Origin of the sequence: Pseudomonas sp. B21-028 (assembly GCF_024749045.1) — a bacterium.
In the GTDB taxonomy this organism is placed as follows: Bacteria; Pseudomonadota; Gammaproteobacteria; order Pseudomonadales; family Pseudomonadaceae; genus Aquipseudomonas.
In genome coordinates this window covers 401,089-426,611 of the sequence record NZ_CP087184.1, presented here as the reverse complement: position 1 = coordinate 426,611, position 25,523 = coordinate 401,089, and the positions used below count along the sequence as shown (strand labels likewise).

The window sequence follows — 25,523 nt, the reverse complement described above, 5'->3', positions numbered from 1 at the left end:
AGGCGACGCGGTCCTTCTGCAAGATCGCGTTATCGTTCATCGCGAGCAGGCTCGCTCCCACAGGATTGGCTGCTGTTGTCGGGAGTTGAGCCTGAGCAAGCTGCCCCCACGGTGGACGGATTTGCGGCTGATTCATAACCAACAAGAGCAAACGCCCTCTCATCCAATCCCTCACCTATTTCCTACAGATCGGCATGGCATGGTCGATACTCTTTTCATGAGACCTACAAAAAGGTCCGTGGGAGTATCGGCATGTTCAGTTGGCTAACCGAAAAGCTGGGAAACGTAAGTGTCAATCGCAAGCTGGGTGTCGGTTTTGGCCTGGTCTTGCTCATGACGGTCCTGAGCACTTTTGCGGGCTGGAACAGCCTGAGCAGCGTGATCAGTCGTGCGGACAAACAGGCCACCATCGCCCATCTCAACGAGGCAGCCAAGGAACTGAGAGTCGCTCGCCTCGAATACGAAATGCGTCGCGGTGAACAAGGCCCCGCCGCCGTCAACGATCTTCTGGGCAAACTCCAGGAGGGCGTACAAGCCGCTCTCAAACAGTTTGTACGAGCCGTTGACCAGCAGATGTTCAACCAGCAGGCGGCAATCGTCGATGAGTACAAACGCGCCTTTAACGACCTGACGCAAGCGACAGATAGCCGCGAATCGGCAAGGTCCAAGCTCGGTACCACCGCCGACAACGCCGTGGCCAAGGTCGCGGAAGTTGAAAAATCACTGCTGCAAGGCGACAGCGTCGCGCAGTTCAACAGCGTGATAGAGCTGAGCAAACTGATCCAGCAGGCACGCTTCCAGGTTCGCGGCTACACCTACAGTGGCAAGAGCGAAGCCGAACAACCGGCGCTGGCTGCCATCGACGACGCCCTGAAAAACCTCGAAAGCCTGCCGGGCAAACTGCCGGAACAGCATATTGGCAACCTGCAACAAGCCACCGATTCGCTCAAGGGGTATCGCGCCGCCGTCAGCCTTTTCCGTGACTCGCAAGTTGCCAGCGCCGCTGCCCTGAAGAGAATGGTGGATCAAGACGCGCGCCTGAATGAACTGAACAATGAACTGACCGTCTCGCAAGTTGCAAAACGCGGCCAGGAGACGGCTCAAGCGAAGAATACCTTGATCCTCGTCGCCCTTCTGGCCCTGGCATTCGGCCTGCTTGCCGCATGGTTGATCACACGGCAGATCGTCGTTCCGCTGCAACAGACGCTGATCGCCGTAGAACGTGTTGCCTCGGGTGACCTGAGCCAGAATCTCGAGGTCAGCCGTCGCGACGAGATGGGCCAACTGCAAGGCAGCTTGCAGCGGATGGTCGTCAGCCTTCGGGGGCTGGTCGGCGGGATCAGAGACGGTGTGATCCAGATTGCCAGCGCCGCCGAACAGCTTTCGGCCGTGACCGAACAAACCAGCGCCGGGGTGAACAGCCAGAAGGTCGAGACCGATCAGGTCGCCACCGCCATGCACGAAATGACCGCCACGGTGCAGGATGTGGCCCGCAACGCCGAAGAAGCCTCCGAAGCCGCCCTCGCCGCCGACCAGCAGGCTCGCGAAGGCGAGCGAGTGGTCGGCGAAGCCATCGCCCAGATCGAGCGCCTGGCCAACGAAGTCGGCAACTCCACCGAAGCGATGGGCCATCTCAAGCACGAGAGCGACAAGATCGGCAGCGTGCTGGACGTAATCAAGTCCGTGGCCCAGCAAACCAACCTGCTGGCGCTCAACGCCGCTATCGAAGCCGCCCGCGCCGGTGAAGCCGGACGTGGTTTCGCCGTGGTCGCCGACGAGGTCCGCAGCCTGGCCCAACGCACTCAGAAATCCACCGAAGAGATCGAAGAACTCATCCTCGGGCTGCAAAGCGGAACCGAAAAGGTTGCGACCATCATGGACAACAGCCGCAGCCTGACCGACAGCAGCGTCGAACTCACCCGCCGGGCCGGCAGTTCCCTGGAAAACATCACCCGCACGGTCTCGGCCATCCAGTCGATGAACCAGCAGATCGCCGCCGCCGCCGAACAGCAGAGCGCCACGGCCGAAGAGATCAACCGCAGCGTGCTGAACGTGCGCGACGTCTCCGAACAGACCTCGGCCGCCAGCGAAGAAACCGCCGCGTCCAGCGCCGAACTGGCACGCCTCGGTGTTCATCTGCAGACGTTGGTGGGGCAGTTCAAGGTCTAGACAATCCTCCCTCCCGGGTGGGAGCAGAGCTTGCTGGCGATGAAGTCGACGCGGTCCTTCTGCCAGATCGCGTTATCGTTCATCGCGGGCAAGCCTTGCTCCCACAGACAACTCCGCCCCTGTGGGAGCGAGCCTGCTCGCGATGAAAGCGCCGCGGTTCTTCTGTCAGACCGAGTTATCGTTCATCGCGAGCAGGCTCGCTCCCACAGGATTGGGTGTTGTTGTCGGAGTTGAGCAAGGCTACATCGTCTTGCGCCATTGCCTACAACTGCGCCAGAATCCGCCGGCTTGTGCGCTGGGGGTCTGGGTTCTATCGTTTGCGGGTCGTTGCATCATGCAGCGATCAGGTTTCGCAGCCTGGAATTATCAAGGCGCCTTGCGCCACCGTTGCCTTTCAGTTGGCGCTGTTTTCGTCTACTGGATCGTTATGGCGGCTGTGCGCGGGATACCTTCGGGTATGCCGGGTTCCTTGATTCCCGGTCTGCGAACCTGCGTACAGCTGCCACCCTCTCTTCGTTTCGCAGCGAATCGTGGCGGCTCCATCAATCAAGGAGCTTTACCATGTTCAAGGTCACACCCAATCCTCCAGAAACAAACCCTGCGTCTTCCTACACCGGTCTCGACCCCGAAAAACTCCAGGAAGCTACCGAGCGGGCATTGGATTTCTACCTGAAACCGAAACACGCGGAACCCGAGAAAGCACCACCCCCTGGCCAGCTCTTCACCGTTGTGGACGACATCGACACCGAATGCCTGTTGGCCAACCTCAGCGAAACCCTGGCTTCGGCCAATGTCATGGCCAGCGACCTGGCGTTCGAGCTGGAAGGCTCGCGACGGCATTTTGCCTTGGGCCTTCAGCAGTTGATTGAGTTGAGTGGTTTGCTGGCGAATCGGGCGCTGGATCGGGTCGACCCACGAGCTGAAGCCGAGTGATGTTGTGGCAAGGGGTGGTGTTCACAAGACACCCAACAAAAAGCCCCGCTTCCTTTTGGGAAGCGGGGCTTTTTGCGCATCAGGCCACTTGAGTCTGTGCACTCACCGGCTGAAGCGGCAGCAGCGGTGCATGGGGATCGGCCTTGACCGATGCGCGCCATGCCGCCAGCCATTCGGGATGGCCTTCGCTCCAGATCTGCTCGTGCAGTCGGGACAGGGCCACCGGATCGCTCAGCAGCGCCAGTCGCTCGCCGTTGTTGAGTTCGCTTGGGCCGACCTTCAAGGCATGACGAACACGTTCGACCCGCAGCCATTCGATCGGCTCGGCCTGGCCGTGTCGGGACGTCGCCAACGCATACGCCAGGGCGTTTTGCTGAGGGTCGACCACCGCGCGAATGAAGCCGTCGTTCAAGGCGTGCCAGCGGTTCTCGTGGGTGTACTGGTCGGTCGACACCAGCTCTTGTGGTGGCGAGTATTCCTCAGGGATCAGGAACAGGCTTTCATCACGGGACTTCAAGCCCAGGCCCACACGGCTGGAGATCACCGACACCGGGATCGACAGCATCAGCGAACCGACGATCGGCACCAGCCACCACAGGAAGCTGGGGTTCAACCAGATCACCAGCAGTGCCCAGAAGAAGCCCAGCAGGGTCTGCGGGCCGTGGCGCTTGACCGCTTCGCTCCAGGGCGTCGAGTCGTCGTCACGTTGCGGCGAGTTCCAGGTGGCGGCCCAGCCCAGGAACGCGGCGAGCACGAAACGGGTGTGGAAAATCATCCGCACCGGCGCCAGCAGCATGGAGAACAACATCTCCAGCAGCATCGATACCGTCACCTTGAACTTGCCACCGAACTCCTTCGCACCTTTTGCCCAGATCAGGACGATGCTCAACAGCTTGGGCAGGAACAGCAGCACGATCGTGGTCGAGAACAGGGCGATGGCCTTCTCCGGATGCCATTGCGGCCAGAGCGGATACAGCTGGCGCGGCTCGAGGAAGTACTGCGGCTCCATCAGTGTGTTCACCGCCAGCAGCGCAGTGGACAGCACCAGGAAGAAGAACCACAAGGGCGCCGACAGGTAGGACATCACCCCGGTCAGGAACACCGCACGGTGCACCGGGTGCATGCCCTTGACCAGGAACAGCCGGAAGTTCATCAGGTTGCCGTGACACCAGCGACGGTCACGCTTGAGCTCGTCCAGCAGGTTCGGCGGCAATTCTTCGTAGCTGCCCGGCAGGTCATAGGCAATCCACACGCCCCAGCCGGCACGGCGCATCAGCGCGGCTTCGACGAAGTCGTGGGACAGGATCGCACCGGCGAATGCGCCTTTGCCCGGCAGCGGCGCCAGGGCGCAGTGCTCGATGAACGGCTTCATGCGAATGATCGCGTTGTGGCCCCAGTAGTGGGATTCCCCCAACTGCCAGAAGTGCAGGCCGGCGGTGAACAGCGGACCGTACACCCGGGTGGCGAATTGCTGCATGCGCGCATACAGCGTGTCCATGCCCGAGGCCTTTGGCGCGGTCTGGATGATGCCCGCGTCCGGCGTGGCTTCCATCAGGCGCACCAGGCTGGTCAGGCACTCGCCGCTCATGACGCTGTCGGCGTCGAGCACGACCATGTACTTGTAGTCGCTGCCCCAACGACGGCAGAAGTCGTCGAGGTTGCCGCTCTTGCGCTTCACGCGACGACGGCGGCGACGATAGAAGATCTTGCCCAGGCCACCGGCTTCACGGCAGACGTCCAGCCAGGCCTGCTGTTCGGCGACGCAGATATCGGTCTCGTTACTGTCGCTGAGCACAAAGAAGTCGAAACGATCCAGGTCACCGGTGGCCTTCACCGACTCGAAGGTCGCGCGCAAGCCGGCGAACACACGGGGTACGTCTTCGTTGCAGATCGGCATCACCAGGGCGGTGCGGGCGTCCTTGGGGATCGGTTCGTTGCCGGCGCTGGCGCCGGAAATGCGGTACTTGTCGTGACCGGTGAGCAATTCCAGAAAGCCCATCAGCGCCGTCCAGAAACCGGCCGATACCCAACAGAACAGGATCCCGAACATGATCAGGATGCTGGTTTGCAGGGCGTACGGCAGCACTTGCGTGGCCGTCTGCAGCAACGGCTGGTGCAGGACTTCATCCAGGTCCACGAACGACCAGCCTTGATACGGCATGATGCCTTTCATGTACCAGCCGGCAACGATGGTCTGACCGAGCATGAGTATCAGCAGGATGTAACGACGGATCGAACCCACGGTTCGCCAGCGGGCATGGGGCAGCACCCGCTCATCCTTGGGCGGCTTCGGCGGGTTGGTACGGCCGGTCATCCGTCGCCAGCCGCGCACCAGGATGTTGGTGCGCCATGGCTCCGGCACGACTTTGGTCCGCCGAATCGGCGGCGTGGCTTTCAGGCGCACGCGACCGCTGGAGTCGAGCCCCAGCATCTCTGCATCCTCGAGCTCTTCGGCAGTGCTCAGGACCAGGCGACGCCCCACCGAGGCTTGCGCCGCCTCGGTGGGAGCGTCGAAGGTCGAAGACGAAAGACGTTCATGCAATTCGCTGAAGGACTGGCAGCCCGCCAACTCGGCGCGCTGCTGGTCGGTCATGGGCAAATGGGCCAGATATTCTCTGAGCGTCTCTGGCGGTACTGGCGTATTACTCATCGGCTGGCAACTGATAGCTCCAGGTCTCGGTCAGGACTTGTTCAGTCGGTTCCGGTTCCTGCGGGGTTGGGGTCGCCTCAGCAGCGTCGGATGCCTTGACGGCCTTGGCTTCTTCTTTGGCTTGTTCTTTTGCTTTCTCTGCTTCTTTTTCGCCTTGCTGCTTGGCGATCTTGTCGGCTTTGGCCAGTGTGGCGGTCACGGAGTGCGACGCGGCTGGCGCTTCGACAGGCGTCAACGGACGAACCAGCGCGGCGCGCATTTCGGTGGCCTGCTTCGCATCCTTGATCTTCAAGCGCAAGGTCAGGCGCCAGCCCTTGGTTTCAGGGTTGTAGCGCACGCTGTTCTCGACGACCTCGGCGTTATTGCCGACGCTGACCTGGCTACGCACTTCGGCGTCTTCCGGCAATGCCTGCAGGGATGGGCCTTCGAAATCCACCAGATAGGCCACGCTGCCGTCCGGCTGGCGAATCAGGTTGGATTGCTTCACGTCACCGGTGGAACGCAGGGTCTGCTTGACCCAGGCACTGTCAGGCGAGTGCAGGCTGGCTTCGTCGAGGGTCCAGTGCAGGCGGTAGCCGAAATCCAGCGGCTGGCCGGGCTCAGGCAGTTTTTCCGGGCTCCAGAAGGCAACGATATTGTCGTTGGTTTCATCGGCGGTCGGGATTTCCACCAGATCGACAGAACCCTTGCCCCAGTCGCCTTTCGGTTCGATCCAGGCGCTTGGACGCTTGTCGTAGCGGTCGTCCAGGTCTTCGTAGTGACTGAAGTCACGACCACGTTGCAGCAGGCCGAAACCACGTGGGTTTTCCACCGAGAAATTGCTTACGGCCAGGTGTTTCGGGTTGTTCAGCGGACGCCAGATCCACTCGCCGTTGCCGGCATGGATCGACAGGCCGCTGGAGTCGTGCAGCTCGCGGCGGTAGTTCAGCACCTTGGACGGCTGGTTGGCGCCAAACAGGAACATGCTGGTCAGCGGGGCAACGCCCAGCTTGTTGACACGGTCGCGCAGGAACATGCGCGCCTTCACGTCGACGACAGTGTCGGTACCCGGACGCAGGGTCAGGCGGTAGGCGCCGGTGGCCCGAGGCGAATCCAGCAGGGCGAAGATCACCAGGTGCTTGTCGGTCGGTTTCGGGCGCTGGATCCAGAACTCGCGAAACCGTGGGAATTCTTCACCGGACGGCAACGCGGTGTCGATCGCCATGCCGCGGGCGGACAAGCCGTAGGTCTGGCCCTTGCCGATGACGCGGAAATAGCTCGCGCCCAGCATGGTCATGATTTCGTCCTGCTTGTCGGCCTTGTTGATCGGGTACAGCACGCGGAAACCCGCGTAGCCCAATTGCTCGGTGGACTTTGGATCGAACTGGACGTCGCCGAAATCGAAGCGCGTCGGGTCGTACTTGATCTCTTCGACGTTGGTCGCGGTGATTTCGTTGATTTTCACCGGCGTATCGAAGTGCATGCCCTGGTGATAGAACGACAGCCTGAACGGTGTCTTCTGGTCGGCCCATTCGGCTTTTTCGGTGCGGAAACGGATTTTCTGATAGTCGCCGAATTTCATGTCGCGAAATTCGTTCGGCAGGTTGCTGCGCGGGGCTTCGAATTTTTGCCCGGCCAGCTCTTTAGCCTTCGCCGATACATCATCCAGGCTGAATGCCCACAGTTGGCCCGCACCGAGCAGGCACAACAGCGCCGAGCCCGCTACCAGAGCGCTTTTCAACCGTTTGGCAGACATTTTTGGTGCATTACAGGGACTAACAATCACGAGCAACCCTCGCCGAAAACAGATCAAAAAACCAACGGCCAGATAAAGTATCCGCGTGGTAACGGCGTTAAAAAACCGACCTTGCGGAGCACCCTTGCCAAGTTGGCGAGCATTGTTCCGACTCCGATGGGGCAAAATGATTCCCCAAACGGCTCAGGACAAGTCTCTACCTAAGTCAAATGGACCAGCGAACGCCGATCCCCCGTAGCGCGCGATTATCTAGCAGGCCGCGTGACAACGCATCAGGGGCAACGAAGTATTTATCGAGAAAACCCCCTGTTTAACCTCGAAACAGGACCGAAAAGGTGTTTCAAACGCTTTCAGACCTGTAACAAGAAGGTTACAGGGCCATCGTTGACCAGATGCACCTGCATGTCGGCGCCGAATCTACCTGATGCCACAGTGCCATGCACCTCTTTCGCCTGGCTGACCAGGTAGGTGAACAGCTCTTCTCCCAACGCTGGAGGCGCTGCCGTCGAAAAACCCGGGCGCAACCCGCTTTTGGTGTCCGCCGCCAGGGTGAATTGCGACACCAGCAACAAACCACCGCCGACGTCCGCCAGGGACAGGTTCATCTTGCCGTCGGCGTCACTGAACACCCTGTAGTTAAGCAGCTTGTGCAGCAGCTTGTCGGCGCTGGCCCGGGTATCCTCGGGTTCGACCGCCACCAGGACCAGCAAACCCTGGTCCACGGCCCCCACGATATCGCCCGCGACCTCGACCCGGGCGCCACGGACCCGTTGCAACAGCCCCTTCATGCTTCTTCGGGCGGCAGGTCGAGCAGACGTCGGGCCATTTGCCCGGCGGCACGCACCAGTGCGTCGGTAATACCCGGTTCCGAGGCCGCGTGCCCCGCATCGCGGATCACCTGCAGTTCACTGTTGGGCCAGTTCTGATGCAGTTCCCAGGCGTTGTCCAGCGGGCAGATCACGTCATAGCGGCCATGCACGATGACGCCCGGCAAATGGGCGATCTTGCCCATGTCGCGAATCAGCTGGTTGGGTTCGAGGAAGGCATTGTTGGTGAAGTAATGGCATTCGATCCGGGCGATCGACAGCGCACGCTGCGGCTCGGAGAAGCGGTCGACCACCAGCGGATTCGGACGCAGGGTCGCTGTACGACCCTCCCAGATGGACCAGGCCTTGGCCGCGTGCATCTGGGCGATCTGGTCATTGCCGGTCAGGCGCTTGTGGAAGGCGCCGAGCAGGTCGTCGCGCTCGTCCTGGGGAATGGGCGCAATGTAATCCTGCCAGTAATCGGGGAACAGGCGACTGGCGCCGGCCTGATAGAACCACTCGATCTCCTGGGGGCGGCAGAGAAAGATGCCGCGCAGGATCAGGCCATGGACCCGCTCCGGATGAGTCTGGGCGTAGGCCAGGGCCAGGGTGGAGCCCCAGGAGCCGCCGAACAGCACCCATTTCTCGATGCCCAGGTGCTTGCGGATGCGCTCCAGGTCTTCGACCAGATCCCAGGTGGTGTTGTTTTCCAGGCTGGCATGGGGAGTGGAACGACCACAGCCGCGCTGATCGAAAGTGACGATGCGGTACAGGTTCGGATCGAAGTAGCGACGGCTCTGTGCATCGCAACCCGCCCCCGGCCCGCCATGAATGAACACCACCGGCAGGCCTTCCGGAGAGCCGCTTTCATCGACATAGAGCGTGTGGGTGTCATCGACAGCCAGATCGTGCCGGGCATGGGGTTTGATCTGCGGGTACAAAGTCTGCATTGGGCGCTCCGTAAGGGTCGAGTCATCCCTGTAGGGACTCTATTTAATCTGCCGTCCGGCATCATAAACCCGAATTACCTTAATGAGCATGCCCCCGCCCAAACAATACAGAACCCTGTGGCGAGGGGATTTATCCCCGTTGGGTCGCGCAGCGGCCCCCACAATGAGCGAGTTGCGCCGACGATTTGGGACTGCTGCGCAGTCCAGCGGGGATAAATCCCCTCGCCACAGGGTCATGCAGCGGCCCCAACAGTGAGCGAATTGCGCCACAGGGGGGTTGCAATGACTTTTATTTACCGTGCGTCGCCTGCCCCCAGGCCAGCAGCCCCTCGAGCAGCTCCCGGATGACCACCCGGGTCGGGGCCGCCAGGTCTGGCCGATAGTTGAACGGCTCGAACTCTTCCATGTAGGTGCTCTGGCACAGTTCCAGCTGCACCGCATGGATGTTCTCGGCCGGGTTGCCGTATTGCCGGGTGATGTGTCCGCCTTTGAAACGCCCATTGAGCACATGGGTGAACGCGCCGTGACGGGCACAGATGGCTTCGAGCTGGCTCGCCAGCACCGGGTCGCAGCTGGCGCCGTTGAAGGTACCGAGATTGAAGTCTGGCAGCTTGCCGTCGAACAGGTGCGGGATCACCGAACGAATCGAATGGGCGTCGAACAACAAGGCGTAGCCGAACTCGGCCTTGAGCCGCGCCAGCTCCTGTTGCAGTGTCTGGTGATATGGCATCCAGATCTGCTGCAGGTACGTGGCCCGTTCCTCGGCAGAGGGCTCCAGTCCTTGGCGAAACAACGGCACGCCATCAAATAGCGTTGCCGGGTACAGGCCGGTGGTGGCGCCGACGTACATCGGCGTATCGTCGGAGGGGCGGTTCAGGTCGACGACGAACCGTGAGTACTCGGCGGACAGGGTGCTGGCGCCCAGCTCAGCGGCAAAATCGTAGAGCCTGGGAATGTGCCAGTCGGTGTCCGGCAGGCTCTGGGCTTCATCGATCAACCCGGTCTTCACCGCCGGGGTCAGGCGCAGGCCGGCGTGGGGCATGCTGATCAACAACGGCACGCGTCCCTGGGTGAAATTCAGGACCTTCTCCACAAGCATTCTCCTCAAGCGATTTCAACGCCGTGACGCACGACGCGTTTTTCCAGTTCACCACCCAGCCAGTACGCAAGGTCGGCCGGACGGTCGATGTGCCAGGCGACAAAATCCGCCACCTTGCCGACCTCCAGCGAACCATGGGTCCGGGCCATGCCCAAGGCCTGGGCGGCGTGGATCGTTGCGCCGGCCAGGGCTTCTTCCGGGGTCATCCGGAAGCAGGTGCAGGCCATGTTCAACATCAGGCGCACCGACAGCGCCGGCGAGGTGCCGGGGTTGAGGTCGCTGGCCACGGCGATCTTCACGCCGTGCTTGCGCAGGGCGTCCATCGGCGGCAGTTGGGTTTCCCGAAGGAAGTAAAACGCCCCCGGCAACAACACCGCTACGGTGCCGGATTCAGCCATGGCGATGGCATCGTCCTCGGTCATGAACTCCAGGTGATCCGCCGACAGCGCCTGGTAACGGGCCGCCAGGCTCGAACCGTGCAATGATGACAATTGCTCGGCGTGCAGTTTCACCGGCAGGCCCAACTGCTGCGCAGTGACGAACACCCGCTCGACCTGCGCCGGGGAAAACGCCAGGTATTCGCAGAAGGCATCCACCGCGTCCACCAGCCCTTCGGCGGCCAGGGCCGGGAGCATTTCGGCGCAGATGTGCTCGATGTAGTCGTCGGCGCGGTCGGTGTATTCCGGCGGCAACGCGTGGGCAGCCAGGCAGGTGCTGCGCACGCTGACCGGCAGTTCGGCAGCGAGACGACGGGCGACCCGCAGCATCTTGCGTTCGTTGGCCAGGTCCAGGCCGTAACCGGACTTGATTTCCACCGTGGTCACGCCGTCGCGCATCAGGCTTTTCAGGCGTTTGGCAGCGCTGCTGAACAGTTCGTCCTCACTGGCGGCCCGAGTGGCGCGCACGGTACTGGCGATACCGCCACCCGACGCGGCGATCTCGGCGTAGCTGACGCCTTGCAGGCGCTGTTCGAATTCACCGCTGCGGTTACCGCCGAACACCGTGTGGGTGTGGCAGTCGATCAGGCCGGGAGTGACCCAGGCGCCCTTGAGGTCGTTGACCGCCGGATAGTCACCGGCCGGCAGTTCCGCGCGCGGGCCGATCCAGTGGATGTGTTCGCCTTGAGTGACGATGGCGGCATCTTCGATGATCGAGTAGACGCCCTGGGCCATGGTGGCGGCGTGGCAGTTTTGCCAGAGGGTTTTCATCCCGGGTTTCCTCGTCTCATTCAGTATCGAATCGCGGGCAGGCTCGCTCCCACAGGGTACGCATTCCACTGTGGGAGCGAGCCTGCTCGCGATGGGGCCCTTACAGGCTCGGCAACAGGTTCGCCATGACCAGCTCGTTCAGGCAACGGCTCGCCAACAGCTCACTGGCGGCATTGATGTCCGGTGCAAAGAACCGATCCTTTTCATAGAACGGCACTTCGGCACGCAGGAGGCCGCGAGCCTGCTCCAGCTTCGGCGACGTCTTCAAGCCGCCGCGCAGATCCAGGCCCTGGCAAGCCGCCAGCCATTCCACCGCCAGGATGCCACGGGTGTTCTCGGCCATTTCCCACAGGCGCTTGCCGGCGGCCGGGGCCATGGACACGTGGTCTTCCTGGTTGGCGGAGGTCGGCAGGCTGTCCACCGAATGAGGATGGGACAGCGCCTTGTTCTCACTCGCCAGGGCAGCCGCGGTGACCTGGGCGATCATGAAGCCGGAGTTGACCCCGCCGTTACCCACCAGGAACGGTGGCAACTGCGACATGTGCTTGTCCATCATCAGGGAAATGCGACGCTCGCTCAGGGAGCCGATTTCGGCAATCGCCAGGGCCATGTTGTCGGCGGCCATCGCCACGGGTTCGGCGTGGAAGTTGCCACCGGAAATCACGTCGCCCTCGGCGGCGAACACCAATGGGTTATCCGACACAGCGTTGGCCTCGATCACCAGCACTTCGGCCGCCTGGCGGAACTGGGTCAGGCAGGCGCCCATCACTTGCGGCTGGCAACGCAGGGAGTACGGATCCTGGACCTTGTCGCAGTTCTGGTGCGAAGCGGACACTTCGCTGCGCTCGCCCAGCAGGTCGCGGTACGCAGCGGCGGCATCGATCTGGCCTTTCTGGCCACGGGCGGCGTGGATACGCGCGTCGAATGGCGAACGGGAGCCGAGCACGGCTTCTACCGTAAGGCTGCCCAGCGCCAGGGCACCGGCAAACAGGTCTTCACCCTCGAACAGGCCGCGCAGGGCGAATGCGGTGGATACCTGGGTGCCGTTGAGCAGTGCCAGGCCTTCTTTGGCGGCCAGGGTCAGCGGCGCTAGGCCGGCGACTTTCAACGCGTCGACGGCCGGCAGCCATTCACCTTTGTAGCGCGCCTTGCCTTCGCCCAGCAGCACCAGGGACATATGGGCCAACGGCGCCAGATCGCCGGAAGCCCCGACCGAGCCCTTGAGGGGGATGTGCGGATAGACCTCGGCATTGACCAGCGCGATCAGCGCATCGATCACCTGCCGGCGAATACCGGAAAAACCCCGGCTCAGGCTGTTGACCTTGAGCACCATGATCAAGCGCACCAGCGCATCGCTGATCGGCACACCCACGCCAGCGGCATGGGACAGCACCAGGGAGCGCTGCAGGTTTTCCAGGTCTTCGCTGGCGATACGGGTCGAGGCCAGCAGGCCGAAACCGGTGTTGATGCCGTAGGCGGTGCGGTTCTCGGCGAGGATCTGCTCCACGCACGCCACACTGGCTTCGATCTGCGCCGAAGCGCTGGCGTCGAGGCTCAGGGTCACCGGTTGCTGATAGATGTCACGCAATTGAGCCAGGCTCAATTGACCGGGAATCAGGTTTAAAGCAGTCATTTATTGCTCCTTTTGAGAGTTTTGTTTTCTAACCCGCCAGTCGCTCCGGAATGTTCCGTTATCCGTCACCCCCGCTTTTTGAGCGATGCTTTATGGGCAAGAGGTGCCTTGGCACGCTGGCGCTTTTTTGATCAATGCAAATTCGGTAACACGCTATGCAGCAGGTTCGGGTTTTTAAGGAGCCCGGCGGCGCTGGCAATGTCCGGCGCCAGCCAGCGGTCCTGGTCATAGGCAGCCACGTGCTCGCGCAGCAGTTTCCAGGCGAGGTCGGTGCCAGCGCCGAAGCGCTGCGCCTTGAGGAACTCAAAGGCCTGGGCCGCCAACAGGTATTCGATGGCGAGAATCTGCGTGCAGTTTTCCAACGCCCTGTGCAGCTTCAGGGCCGCGTTGGTGCCCATACTCAGGTGATCTTCCTGCAAGCCCGAGGTCACGTAATTATCCAGTACCGCCGGTTGCGCCAATTGGCGATTCTCCGCGCATAAGGAGGCGGCGACGTACTGCACGATCATCATCCCCGAGTTCACGCCGGGGTTGGCCACCAGAAAGGCCGGCAGCCCACTGACGTGCGGATTGATCAGCCGGTCGAGACGGCGCTCGGCGATAGAGCCGATTTCCGCCATGGCAATCGCCAGCAGATCCGCCGCCAAGGCAACCGACTGGCCGTGGGGATTGGCCTGGGACATGACCCGGAAGTTATCCGGCGTACCCAGCAACAGCGGGTTATCGGTGGCGGCGTTGAGTTCGGTTTCGATCTGCTGCCGGGCATGGGCCAGTTGATCGCGAGCGGCGCCGTGTACCTGGGGAATCGAGCGGATGCTCAAGGCATCCTGGGTACGAATGCCCAGGCTCGCGGCAATGACTTCGCTGCCGTCGAGCAAGGCCCGCAGATTGGCCCCGACCTGCTGCATGCCGGGGTGTGGCTTGAGGGCGATGATCTCGGCGTCGAACGCGGCGATCTGCCCACGCTGGGCCTCGAAACTCATGGCGCCGATCACATCGGCCCATTGCACCAGCCGCGTCGCATCGGCCAGGGCCAGACAACTGAGGCCGGTCATGCACGGCGTACCGTTGACCAGGCACAGGCCGTCCTTCGCCCCCAGCTGGACCGGTTGCAGGCCTTCCGCGGCCAGGGCCTGTTGCGTCGCAACGATCTGGCCGCGATAGCTGACCTGGCCGACGCCCAGCAGCGCAATGCTGATGTGGGCCATGTGGGTCAGGTAACCCACCGACCCCTGGGACGGCACTTGCGGGGTGATGCCGCGATTGAGCAGCGCCAGCAAGGCCTCGACCACCCGACGATGAATGCCGGACTTGCCCTGGCTGTAGTTGAGGATCGCGGCGCAGAGAATCGCCCGGGTCTGTTCGTCCGCCAGCGGCGCGCCCACGCCACAGGCATGGCTGAGCAGGGTGTTGCGCGACAGCTGGCTGAGTTGTTCATCCTTGAGCGAAACATTGCACAAGGCGCCCAGGCCGGTGTTGACGCCATAGGCGCGCTCGCCGCTTTCGACGATGCGCTGGACGATGGCCTGGGCATTGTCGATCCGCGCCCAGGCCTGGGCCGACAGCTCGAGCTCGGCACCGAAGCGGGCGACGGCGACCACGTCCTGCCAACGCAGGGGGGCGTCGGCGATGATGATTTTTTCAGCCTGGGGCATCTAAAGCCTCATACAAATAAAGTTGCCAATACATTTGTGGCGAGGGGATTTATCCCCGCTGGGCTGCGAAGCAACCCCAATACTTTCTATTCAATTGTGTCAGGCTGATTCCATTGCCTGGTTTGGAGCTGCTTTGCAGCCCAGCGGGGATAAATCCCCTCGCCACGACTGTGACTGGCCCTACACCACCGCAGCCCGCCGCTGCACGAACCGATCGACATACTCATCGGCCGGCGAATGCAGGATCTCCCGGGGCGTGCCGACCTGGATCAGCTTGCCGTCCTTGAGAATCGCAATGCGGTTGCCGATGCGCACGGCCTCGTCGAGGTCGTGGGTGATGAAGACGATGGTCTTGTGCAGGGTCTTTTGCAGTTCCAGCAGCTGGTCCTGCATTTCGGCGCGGATCAGCGGGTCGAGGGCACTGAAGGCTTCGTCCATCAGGATGATGTCGGTGTCCGCGGCCAAGGCGCGGGCCAGGCCCACGCGCTGGCGCATGCCACCGGAAAGCTGATGCGGGTATTTGTTTTCGTAACCCTTCAGGCCGACGGTGTTGATCCAGTGTTGCGCGCGCTCGGTGCATACCTGCTTGCTTTCGCCACGGACCTTCAAACCGTAGGCGACGTTGTCCAGCACGCTCTTGTGGGGCAGCAGGCCGAAGCTCTGGAACACCATGCTGATCTTGTGCCGACGGAATTCACGCAGGGCATCCATGTCCAGTTGCAGAATGTCTTCGCCGTCCACCAGGATCGCGCCGCTGGTGGGATCGATCAGGCGGTTGAAGTGCCGCACCAGGGTGGATTTGCCCGAGCCGGACAGGCCCATGATCACGAAGATCTCGCCGGTACCGATGCTCAACGACAGGTCGTTCACACCGACCACGCAGCCGGTTTCGGCCAGCACCTGGTCCTTGGTCTTGTTCTGGCGGATCAGGTCGAGGGCGTCCTTGGACCGGTTGCCGAAAATCTTGAAGACGTTCTTGACTTCGATTTTGCTGATGGCTGCGTTGTTCATTTGCTCACCTCATGCCGAGGACGACCATAGGCCTGGGTAATGCGGTCGATGACCACGGCGAGAATCACGATCGCCAGCCCGGCTTCCAGGCCGCGTCCGACGTTGAGGGTCTGGATGCCCACCAGCACGTCCTCGCCCAAGCCACGGGCGCCGATCATCGAGGCGATGACCACCATCGACAGGGCCATCATGGTGGTCTGGTTGATCCCGGCCATGATGCTTGGCAGGGCCAGGGGCAGTTGCACGCCGAACAGTTGTTGCCAGCGGTTGGCACCGAAAGCGTTGATGGCCTCCATCACCTCACCGTCTACCTGGCGGATGCCCAGGTCGGTCAGACGAATCAGCGGCGGCGCGGCGTAGATCACGGTGGCGAAGATCGCCGGGACCTTGCCCAGGCCGAACAGCATCAACACCGGAATCAGGTACACGAAGCTCGGCATGGTCTGCATGATGTCCAGCAACGGCATCAGCACCGAACGCAGGCGATTGCTGCGTGCCGAGAGAATGCCCAGCGGAATGCCGATCAGCACCGAGATCAGCGTCGCCACCAGCATCAGCGCGAGGGTCTGCATCAGTTTGTCCCACAGGCCCACCGCGCCCACCAGAAACAGCAGGCCGACGATCACCGCCGTGGCCACGACCTTGCGGGTCGCGTGCCAGGCCACGCCACCGACGATGGCCAGCATTAACCACCAGGGCGCCATGCGCAGCAGGCCTTCGAGATTGACGATGGCCCACAGCAGGGTGTCGGAGATGTGCCGGAACACATCGCCATAATTCGTCACCAGGGCGTCGACCCAACCGTTGACCCAGTCGGCGATGGAAAAGGTAAAGCTTTCGGGAAACATAAGGGACTCTCGATCAGGGGGATGCGGTGAATGTCCCGGCCAGCCCCAAGGTTGGCCGGGAAGTATTCGACCTACAGGGCCGCGTCGATTTTCTTGGCAGCGTCTGCGCTCACCCAGGCGTGCCAGACTTCAGGATGTTCCTTCAGGAAGATCTTCGCCAGTTTCGGCGACTCGATCCGCTCTTTGGCCATGCGTCCCAGGTTCTGGTTCAGGATATCGATGGGCAGGTTGACCTTTTCCAGCACCGCCACCAGTTCCGGAGCCTCGTCGTGGAAGGTCTTGGACAGGCCGACCTTGATGCTTACGCTTTTATCCACGCCCGGCTTTTCTTCCAGCTTGACCAGGTCCACCTGGCCCATCAGCGGGGTTGGCGACCAGTAGTAGAACAGGATCGGCTCGCCACGCTTGTAGCTCGACAACACCGCCGCATCCAGCGCCGGGCCGGTACCTGGACGGAAGTTGGTGTAGGTTTTTTCCAGGCCATAGCTTTTCAGCATTTCGCTGTTGTCCAGCTCACAGGTCCAACCGGCCGGGCAGTTGTAGAAACGCCCCTTGGACGGTTCTTCCGGGTCCTTGAACACGGCGGCGTACTGGCCCAGGTCGGCAATGTTCTTCAGGCCCGGGGCCTTGGCTTCCAGCTTGCGCTTGGCGTCGCCTTCAATCACGTAGCGCGGCACGTACCAGCCCTCGATGGCGCCCACCACCGGCGCGCCGACGCCGACCACTTTGCCGGCCTTCTCGGCCTTGTTCCAGACCTCGCTGCGGCCGACCCACTCTTCGGCAAACACCTGGATGTCGTTGCTGCCCAGGGCGTTCTCCATGGTGATGGAATTGCCCGGCAGGCTGTCGGTCTTGCAGTCGTAGCCTTTTTCCAACACCACTTGCAGGACGTCGGTCAGCAACATGGCGCTTTCCCAGTTCAGGCCGGCGAATTTCACCGGTTTACCCGACTCACACCAGCCCGCCGCCTGCGTGGCACCGGCGCTGGTCAGCAGGCCCATGGAAAGCAACATGGTCAGCAGGGTCTTGTTCGATCTCATTGTGTGACGCTCCTAATCAGTGAATTGGCTTACGGCAGTCAAGAGGCATCCAGCCCTGTCAACGTCCCATCAGACCGCTTGGATGCGGCCCGCCCTGCTCGGTTGTGCGTCAACCGTTGCCTGCTCGACCGGCAGGATCAATTGATCAGGTACAGCGCTGTGCCACTTCTTCGCTGCGACGTAATACAACACCGCCGGAACCACCAGGCCGATGATCCACGAGATATCCACGCCCCCCATCGCTGCCACCAGCGGCCCGGTATAGAACTTGGTGGCGATGAACGGCAATTGGACCAGTACGCCCAAGGTGTAAATGCTGATGCCCAGGGCGTTCCAACGACCGTAGCGACCGTTCGGGTCGGCCAGCGCCGGCACGTCATAGCGCTCGCGAGTGATGCAGTAGTAATCCACCAGGTTGATCGCGCTCCAGGGCGTAAAGAACGCCAGCAGGAACAGGATGAAAGACTTGAAGGCACCGAGGAACGAGTGCTGGCCGAGCAGCGCGATCAGGGTCGCGGCGCCGACAATGACCAGCACGAAGAGCAGACGCTGCAAGCGCGTGACGTTCAACTGGCCACGGAAACCGCTGATGATGGTGGCAATGCACATGAAGCTGCCGTAGGAGTTCAGCGTGGAAATGGTGACCTTGCCAAACGCGATGCTGAAGTACAGCAACGCAGCGGTGGCGCCGGCCCCTCCCAGGCCAACGATGTAGGCCACTTCGTGACCCGCGAACTGCCCGTTGGCCGAGGCAGCGGCAAACACGCCGAGGATCATCGCCACCTGGGCGCCGATGACCGAACCTGCGCCCGCGGCGAAAAAGGTTTTCACCGAGGACGTCTTGCTCGGCAGGTAACGCGAATAGTCAGCCACGTAGGGGCCGAAGGCGATCTGCCAGGATGCCGCGAGCGACACCGCGAGCAGGAAGCTGCTCCAGCTGAAATGGCGGATTTGCAGGAGTGCGCCAACGTCCGTCTGGCTGATCAGGCGAGCGAACAGGTAAACGAAGGCAATCACACCGATAACGCTGGCGACTCGGCCAATGAAGTGGATCACCCGATAACCGAGCACTGTGACCAGTACGATGACACTGGCGAAAATGAGGATGCCGACACTGTCGCTGACGCCAAACAGCTGGCCCAGCGCCTGGCCGGAAAGCACGGTTCCCGTCGCGGTGAAACCCAGGTACATCAGGCACACCAGCACGATCGGGATGGCCGCGCCATAGACCCCGAACTGCACCCGGCTGGAGATCATCTGCGGCAGGCCAAGCTTGGGTCCTTGCGCGGCATGCAGCGCCATGACGCCACCGCCGAGCAGTTGGCCGATCAACAAACCGATCAACGACCAGAACACATCACCGCCCAGCACCACCGCCAATGCACCGGTGACAATGGCAGTGATCTGCAGGTTGGCCCCCATCCAGAGGGTGAACTGGCTCAACAAACGGCCATGCCTCTCCGCTTCCGGGATGTAGTCGATCGAACGTTTCTCGATCAACGGCTTGCTACTTGCACGTGTGCTGCTGGTGGCCATGGTTCAACCTCTGTGGATTGTTCTGGGATCTGCTGTGGAACAGCCTCCCTGTGGGAGCGGGCTTGCTCGCGAAAGCGGTGTGTTATTCAACACATGTGTCGGATGTAAAACCGCCTTCGCGAGCAAGCCCGCTCCCACAAGGGCATTTGCATTATTTGCCGGTAATCATCGGCAGATTCAGCCCCTGCTCCTTGGCGCAATCGATAGCGATCTGGTAACCGGCATCGGCATGACGCATCACGCCGGTACCCGGGTCGTTGTGCAGTACGCGGGCAATCCGCTCGGCCGCTTCGTCGGTACCGTCGCAGACAATCACCATGCCCGAGTGCTGGGAGAAGCCCATGCCAACGCCGCCGCCGTGGTGCAGCGACACCCAGGTCGCGCCGCTGGCGGTGTTGAGCAAGGCGTTGAGCAGTGGCCAGTCGGAGACCGCGTCGGAACCATCCTGCATGGATTCGGTTTCACGGTTGGGGCTGGCCACGGAACCGGAGTCCAGATGGTCGCGACCGATCACGATCGGCGCCGACAACTCGCCGCTGCGCACCATTTCGTTGAACGCCAGGCCCAGCTTCGCGCGCTGACCCAGGCCAACCCAGCAGATACGTGCCGGCAGACCCTGGAAGCTGATGCGCTCGCGAGCCATGTCCAGCCAGTTGTGCAGATGGGCGTCGTCGGGGATCAGTTCCTTGACCTTGGCATCGGTCTTGTAGATGTCCTGCGGGTCACCCGACAGCGCGGCCCAGCGGAACGGACCGATGCCGCGGCAGAACAGCGGACGGATATAAGCTGGTACGAAACCCGGGAAGTCGAAGGCATTCTCGACGCCTTCTTCCTGGGCCATCTGGCGGATGTTGTTGCCGTAGTCGAAGGTCGGCACGCCCATTTTCTGGAAGGCCAGCATGGCTTTCACGTGCACCGCCATCGACTGCTTGGCGGCTTTCACCACGGCGGCGGGTTCGGTCTTGGCGCGGGCACGGTATTCGTCCCAGGTCCAGCCGGCCGGCAGGTAACCGTTGAGGGGGTCGTGGGCGCTGGTCTGGTCGGTGACCATGTCCGGACGCACACCGCGACGGACCATTTCCGGCAGGATTTCAGCGGCGTTGCCACACAGTGCGATGGAGATTGCCTTGCCTTCGGCGGTGTATTTCTCGATGCGGGCCAGGGCGTCATCCAAGTCGGTGGCCTGTTCGTCGACGTAACGGGTCTTGAGACGGAAATCGATACTGACCTGCTGGCATTCGATGTTCAGCGAGCAGGCTCCTGCCAGCGTCGCGGCCAGCGGTTGTGCGCCACCCATGCCGCCCAGGCCGGCGGTCAGGACCCAGCGACCCTTGAGGTTGGAGTCGTAATGCTGGCGACCGGCTTCGACGAAGGTTTCATAGGTACCCTGCACGATGCCTTGGCTGCCGATGTAGATCCAGCTGCCGGCGGTCATCTGGCCATACATCGCCAGACCCTTGGCGTCGAGTTCGTTGAAGTGTTCCCAACTGGCCCAGTGCGGTACCAGGTTGGAGTTGGCGATCAGCACGCGCGGGGCATTGGTGTGGGTCTTGAACACGCCCACCGGCTTGCCGGATTGCACCAGCAGGGTTTCGTCGTCGTTCAGGTTGGTGAGGCTCTCGACGATCTTGTCGTAGCACTCCCAGTTGCGCGCCGCGCGACCGATGCCACCGTAGACCACCAGTTCCTTGGGATTCTCGGCCACTTGCGGGTCGAGGTTGTTCATCAGCATCCGCAGCGGCGCTTCAGTCAGCCAGCTCTTGGCGGTCAGCGTATTTCCGCGAGGGGCGCGAATTTCAACGTCACGGTATTTTTCGGGTTTGCGGGTAGCGTCGGTCACAGCAAAAACTCCTCAGCGATCAATCCAGACCAGCCCGGGCAGTGGGCAGCGATTTCTACGAACGTTGCGTTGAATATCGGGTGACTCATACGCATACGTCTTTACTTGTATGTACAAGCATATGCAATCAAACGGCCAACTTGTTGAAGGCCCGTTCAGGAATCTTTCTGGAAATGGCTGGAAAGCACGGAATTGAAGGGCTGGCGAAGGGGATTAAATTTTCGGAGGGGGATTTACAGAGGTGAGGATGAGAGGGACAGAAGCGTGGCGTTGCGCCACGCTGGGGCATTCGGTAACAAATTGGTGCGACTGAAGAAACAGTAAGGCGTGCTTTTGTGACGAGGGGATTTATCCCCGCTGGGCTGCGAAGCGGCCCTCTTGGTGCCAACTCAACAGCTTCGGAGCCAACTGATTTAGGGCCGCTTCGCGACCCGGCGGGGATAAATCCCCTCGCCACAAGGAAGTGCCACAGCTGAAACTAGTGAACAGTCAGCTCAACCACACAACATTGGCCGTGGCTGGCGACTTCCAGCAGTTGAGCGTTACCGCCCAGTTGCAAGCAGTCATAGAGGCCTAGCGTGGCAGTAAAGTCGCCAACCCTGACACTCAACGCCGGATCGGCACTGAACACCAGCACCGTCCCCGCCTCGCTGAAAAACCGCTGCTCGCCCGCCAGCCACTGCAACCGCGCCCGGTAACGCTGGGGCGAGTAGATCAGGTTGAAATCACGAATCGGCCCGCCCAGCAACGTGCAATGAACGTGGCTCTCGCCGCTGAACGCAAAAGGGTCCAGGGGATGCAGCGGCCGCGTAGCCTGACCATCGACGGTCAGGGTCATGCCATCGCCCTGCAAGACGCTGATAACGCGCTCGTAACCGGCGAAGGTGGAAAAACCGCCCGACTCACCGATGTCGGCAATCGATAGCCGCCAGCCGAAACCCTCCAGGCCGGTGCCGGCGTCGCGGGTAATTTCCTCGGTGCTGCCACCGCCGTTCTTCCATGGCATGCGCGGGTAATCCGCCGCACGCAGAACCTTCAAGTCAGTCACTTGTGAAACCGCCCTTCCAGACTATGACGGGAACCGGGGTGAATCAGCCGCGCGGCGGTGACCGGTTGACGCCCGGACCAGGTCCGACGGCGAATCAGCAGGCACGGCTCACCCTTTTCAATCTGCAGTAGCTTGCATTCATTCGGCTCGGCGAGGATCGCTTCCACCACATGCTCGCCTTCGGTCAGCGGCGCGACCTGGCTCAGGTAGGCATAGGGTGTCTGCAGGGTGAAGTCCTGCTTGAGGTAGTCGGGCGCCACCAGCGCATTGACGAAGCGGTCTTCGATCTGCACCGGAATGTCGTTCTCGAAATGCACGATCAGCGAGTGGAACACCTTCTGGCCCTCACGCATGTCCAGGGCCAGGGCGCGCTCGGAGCCGGCGGCCTCCTCTTCCAGGGTGATGACCTTGCAGGTGTGGCGATGGCCGCGAGAGGCGATCTCGTCGGCGATGTTGTGCACTTCGAACAGCGCGGACTGGCTCTTGGGCTCGGCCACGAACGTGCCGACGCCCTGCATGCGCACCAACAAGCCGTCGGCGGTCATTTCCCGCAGGGCACGGTTGATGGTCATGCGGCTGAAGCCCAACTGATTGACCAGCTCGCTTTCCGAGGGCACACGGTAATGGGGAGGCCAGTTTCCACTGTCGATCTGCTGGGTGATCATCTGTTTGACGCGGGCATACAAGGGCGCCGGACTGTCACCCATGTTTGCGGCCAGCGGCGGTTTGGCAGGCGGAGTCGGCACGGCGGTTCCCTGTTCTGCTTATAAAAGTTGCTAGCTTGCCGGAGTTTACCGGGCAGGCAAACGTCTGTATATGTATATACAAATTACGCACGATGAGGTTGAACCATGTCCGCCTTCTTTGCCGAACGCGCACTGCTGCCTAGTGGATGGGCCAATGATGTACGCCTTGAAGTCGACGCCCAAGGCGTCCTGACCCATGTCCAGGCCGGCTCCCACGCAGACGGTGCCGAACGGCTGGACGGTCCGTTGTTGCCGGGCATGCCGAACCTGCACTCCCACGCGTTCCAGCGGGCCATGGCCGGGCTGGCGGAAGTGGCGGGCAATCCCAACGACAGCTTCTGGACCTGGCGCGACCTGATGTACCGCCTGGTCGGAAAAATCAGCCCCGATCAGCTCGGCATCATTGCCCGACAGTTGTACATCGAAATGCTCAAGGCCGGTTACACCTCGGTTGCCGAATTCCATTACGTGCACCACGACACCGACGGCACGCCTTACGCCGACCCGGCGGAGCTGGCGTTGCGCATCAGTCACGCCGCCAACAGCGCCGGCATCGGGCTGACGCTGCTGCCGGTGCTCTACAGCCATTCCGGTTTTGGTGGCCAGGCACCCAATGACGGGCAGCGTCGGTTCATCAACAGCACCGAGAACTACTTGAAGCTTCAGTCACGCTTGCAATCGGTCCTGGCCGGGCAGCCGCTACAGGCCCTGGGGTTGTGTTTCCACTCCCTGCGCGCCGTGACGCCCGGACAGATCCAGGAGGTGTTGGCCGCCAGCGATGCCCACTGCCCGGTGCATATCCACATCGCCGAGCAGCAGAAGGAAGTCGACGACTGCTTGAGCTGGAGCGGTGCCCGTCCACTGCAATGGTTGTATGAAAACACCGAGGTGGACCAACGCTGGTGTCTGGTCCACGCCACCCACGCCAACGCCCAGGAAGTCAGCCTCATGGCCAGGAGCCGGGCGATTGCCGGCCTGTGCCTGACCACCGAAGCCAACCTGGGCGACGGTATTTTCCCGGCGGTGGACTACCTCGCCCAGGGCGGGCGCCTGGGTATCGGTTCCGACAGCCATGTGTCATTGAGCGTGGTGGAAGAATTGCGTTGGCTGGAATACGGCCAGCGCCTGCGGGATCAACGGCGTAACCGTTTGTACCGGGCAGATCAGCCAATGGTCGGACGCACGTTGTTCGACGCTGCGCTGGAAGGTGGCGCTCAGGCACTGGGGCAACCCATCGGCGCCCTCGAAGTCGGCAAGCGTGCCGACTGGCTGGTACTCGATGGCAACGATCCCTACCTGGCCACGGCCCAGGGCGACGGTATCCTCAATCGCTGGCTGTTTGCCGGTGGTGATCGCCACGTGCGGGATGTCATGGTGGGCGGCACGTGGGTGGTGCGTGACGGGCATCACGCCGCAGAAGAGCACAGCGCCCGGGCGTTTACCCAGGTGTTGCGCGAACTTCTAGGCTGATCACAAATCTCCCTGTGGGAGCGAGCCTGCTCGCGATGAGGCCTCTACATTCAACAGAGATGTTGACTGAAGGTCCGTCATCGCGAGCAGGCTCGCTCCCACAGGGGTTATTTCCTGGCAATCAATCCGACGTCTTGGCCATCTGCCGATCCGACGCACGCCAGATCAGCCGTGTCGTGTCATAGCCCTGCTGGCGTGCTTTGCTCAGCAGTTCTTCGCGCACCACACTGTTAACCGTCGGCGTGCGGGACAACAGCCACATGTAGCGCCGGCTCGGGTCGCCAACGATGGCGGTCTTGTAGTCATCGCTGACGTACAACACCCAATATTGCCCCTTCGACACACCCGGCAGGATCCGGGAGGCCCAGGTATCGAATTCGACCCAGAGCTTGTCGGTCTTGCCCGGTACCTGGGGCGTGGCGGTGCCCTTGGCTTCTTCCCACTTCCAGTCAGAAGTCAGGCAGCGATTGAACACACCCATATCGCCGTCAGGCTTGAGGGTGTAATGGGCTTCAGATTGAGCGCAGTTGCGCTGGAAATACATTGGCAGGCGGGCCAACTCGTACCAGGTCCCTTGGTAACGCTTGAGATTGACGCTGTTGACGGTCTTGGGCGCCAACGGGTCTTCGCCAGAAGTGGCACAGCCGGCCAATACCAGGCCAGCTAAAAGCACTAACAATAACCGCATCATTATTTTTCTCCCGTGGGCACGTGGCCCCGGTTTACTTCAGGCCTTGGCCGGAAAACATCAACACTTTCTCACCGGCATACTGCACGCTGATAAAGCTTTTCTGGTCGCCCCAGGTGCAACTGGACATGCCGAGCGCGCCCGAACAGTCGGTCGGTTTTCCCAGCAACGTTTCGACTTCGGCCTTGGGCATGCCGGCCGACAGCTTCGAATAGTTTTCCTGGTTGACCTTGCTGCATGCGGTCAGCAAGACGCACAAAGACAACAACGCGATAGATCGCAGGGACATCGTGAAACTCCTGGGGCGGAAGGGAGGTGGCAGGGTGCCAACCTGAAGCTTAGAAGAGAAAACCCCTATCTGGTTCCCCGGGGAACCCAGTATTTATTGGGGTAAAAACCGGTAGTTCGTCGGTAAATCAACCAGTTTGTGACGGTGTCGTGTATTTCGTCGGATTTGT

The 25,523-nt window shown here is 61.6% G+C and carries 20 protein-coding genes and 1 pseudogene; 4 read left to right on the top strand and 17 right to left on the bottom strand.

What is annotated here, in order from left to right; genetic code table 11:
• Positions 1–252: 252 nt before the first annotated feature.
• The 3 genes and pseudogenes from LOY35_RS28460 to LOY35_RS01925 all read left to right on the top strand — a co-directional run.
• A pseudogene (locus LOY35_RS28460) lies at positions 253–1,311 on the top strand (methyl-accepting chemotaxis protein); the annotation flags it as partial.
• Complete coding sequence (locus LOY35_RS28455) at positions 1,306–2,169, top strand: methyl-accepting chemotaxis protein (RefSeq protein WP_408981236.1); 864 nt, start codon at positions 1,306–1,308, stop codon at positions 2,167–2,169. The pseudogene LOY35_RS28460 and the gene LOY35_RS28455, both read left to right, overlap by 6 nt.
• A gap of 561 nt (positions 2,170–2,730) precedes the next feature.
• Complete coding sequence (locus tag LOY35_RS01925) at positions 2,731–3,102, top strand: DUF6124 family protein (protein WP_258630065.1); 372 nt, start codon at positions 2,731–2,733, stop codon at positions 3,100–3,102.
• Positions 3,103–3,181: 79 nt separating this feature from the next.
• On the opposite strand, the gene mdoH is transcribed toward LOY35_RS01925, so the two are convergent.
• The 15 genes from mdoH to hutC all read right to left on the bottom strand — a co-directional run bounded on the left by mdoH (position 3,182) and on the right by hutC (position 22,868).
• Positions 3,182–5,752 (bottom strand): glucans biosynthesis glucosyltransferase MdoH, encoded by a 2,571-nt coding sequence (mdoH, locus tag LOY35_RS01920; RefSeq protein ID WP_258630063.1) that lies wholly within the window; start codon positions 5,750–5,752, stop codon positions 3,182–3,184.
• Positions 5,745–7,487, bottom strand: a complete 1,743-nt coding sequence (locus tag LOY35_RS01915; RefSeq protein WP_408981179.1) for a glucan biosynthesis protein — start codon at positions 7,485–7,487, stop codon at positions 5,745–5,747. The genes mdoH and LOY35_RS01915 overlap by 8 nt, the downstream gene beginning before the upstream one ends.
• A 350-nt stretch (positions 7,488–7,837) precedes the next feature.
• Complete coding sequence (gene dtd, locus LOY35_RS01910) at positions 7,838–8,275, bottom strand: D-aminoacyl-tRNA deacylase (protein ID WP_258630060.1); 438 nt, start codon at positions 8,273–8,275, stop codon at positions 7,838–7,840.
• A complete protein-coding gene (gene pip, locus LOY35_RS01905) occupies positions 8,272–9,243 on the bottom strand; it encodes a prolyl aminopeptidase (protein ID WP_258630059.1) in 972 nt (323 codons plus the stop codon). Before pip ends, dtd begins: the two co-directional genes overlap by 4 nt.
• A 289-nt stretch (positions 9,244–9,532) precedes the next feature.
• Positions 9,533–10,336: an N-formylglutamate deformylase gene (gene hutG / locus LOY35_RS01900; protein ID WP_258630057.1), complete on the bottom strand. Its 804-nt coding sequence runs from the start codon at positions 10,334–10,336 to the stop codon at positions 9,533–9,535.
• A gap of 11 nt (positions 10,337–10,347) precedes the next feature.
• The gene (gene hutI / locus LOY35_RS01895) at positions 10,348–11,550 is read right to left on the bottom strand and encodes an imidazolonepropionase (protein WP_258630056.1); all 1,203 of its coding nucleotides are present in this window, start codon (positions 11,548–11,550) and stop codon (positions 10,348–10,350) included.
• 100 nt (positions 11,551–11,650) lie between these two features.
• Entirely contained in the window at positions 11,651–13,183 is a 1,533-nt protein-coding gene (hutH, locus tag LOY35_RS01890) for a histidine ammonia-lyase (protein WP_258630054.1), read from the bottom strand.
• A 131-nt stretch (positions 13,184–13,314) separates the two neighbouring features.
• Positions 13,315–14,838 carry a histidine ammonia-lyase gene (gene hutH, locus LOY35_RS01885; protein ID WP_258630053.1) on the bottom strand — a complete coding sequence of 508 codons (1,524 nt, stop codon included), beginning with the start codon at positions 14,836–14,838 and terminating at the stop codon, positions 13,315–13,317.
• 180 nt (positions 14,839–15,018) lie between these two features.
• On the bottom strand, positions 15,019–15,849 hold the full coding sequence (locus tag LOY35_RS01880; RefSeq protein WP_258630050.1) for a glycine betaine/L-proline ABC transporter ATP-binding protein: 831 nt from the start codon (positions 15,847–15,849) through the stop codon (positions 15,019–15,021).
• Positions 15,846–16,697: a proline/glycine betaine ABC transporter permease gene (locus LOY35_RS01875; RefSeq protein WP_144928891.1), complete on the bottom strand. Its 852-nt coding sequence runs from the start codon at positions 16,695–16,697 to the stop codon at positions 15,846–15,848. Before LOY35_RS01875 ends, LOY35_RS01880 begins: the two co-directional genes overlap by 4 nt.
• A 71-nt stretch (positions 16,698–16,768) precedes the next feature.
• Positions 16,769–17,737: an ABC transporter substrate-binding protein gene (locus LOY35_RS01870; protein WP_258630042.1), complete on the bottom strand. Its 969-nt coding sequence runs from the start codon at positions 17,735–17,737 to the stop codon at positions 16,769–16,771.
• Positions 17,738–17,806: 69 nt separating this feature from the next.
• On the bottom strand, positions 17,807–19,273 hold the full coding sequence (locus tag LOY35_RS01865; protein ID WP_258630039.1) for a cytosine permease: 1,467 nt from the start codon (positions 19,271–19,273) through the stop codon (positions 17,807–17,809).
• Between the two features lie 151 nt (positions 19,274–19,424).
• Positions 19,425–21,113 carry a urocanate hydratase gene (hutU, locus tag LOY35_RS01860; RefSeq protein WP_047699772.1) on the bottom strand — a complete coding sequence of 563 codons (1,689 nt, stop codon included), beginning with the start codon at positions 21,111–21,113 and terminating at the stop codon, positions 19,425–19,427.
• 478 nt (positions 21,114–21,591) lie between these two features.
• On the bottom strand, positions 21,592–22,161 hold the full coding sequence (locus LOY35_RS01855; protein ID WP_258630034.1) for a HutD family protein: 570 nt from the start codon (positions 22,159–22,161) through the stop codon (positions 21,592–21,594).
• On the bottom strand, positions 22,158–22,868 hold the full coding sequence (gene hutC, locus LOY35_RS01850) for a histidine utilization repressor (RefSeq protein WP_258633445.1): 711 nt from the start codon (positions 22,866–22,868) through the stop codon (positions 22,158–22,160). The genes LOY35_RS01855 and hutC overlap by 4 nt, the downstream gene beginning before the upstream one ends.
• 144 nt (positions 22,869–23,012) lie before the next feature.
• Here hutC and LOY35_RS01845 point away from each other — a divergent pair, with 144 nt between their 5' ends.
• Positions 23,013–24,377 (top strand): formimidoylglutamate deiminase, encoded by a 1,365-nt coding sequence (locus LOY35_RS01845; RefSeq protein ID WP_258630030.1) that lies wholly within the window; start codon positions 23,013–23,015, stop codon positions 24,375–24,377.
• 121 nt (positions 24,378–24,498) lie between these two features.
• On the opposite strand, the gene LOY35_RS01840 is transcribed toward LOY35_RS01845, so the two are convergent.
• Together LOY35_RS01840 and LOY35_RS01835 are read right to left on the bottom strand one after the other, a co-directional pair.
• Positions 24,499–25,068 carry a lipocalin family protein gene (locus LOY35_RS01840; RefSeq protein WP_258630026.1) on the bottom strand — a complete coding sequence of 190 codons (570 nt, stop codon included), beginning with the start codon at positions 25,066–25,068 and terminating at the stop codon, positions 24,499–24,501.
• 31 nt (positions 25,069–25,099) lie between these two features.
• Positions 25,100–25,354, bottom strand: a complete 255-nt coding sequence (locus tag LOY35_RS01835) for an outer membrane protein assembly factor BamE (protein ID WP_258630024.1) — start codon at positions 25,352–25,354, stop codon at positions 25,100–25,102.
• Positions 25,355–25,523: the final 169 nt, after the last annotated feature.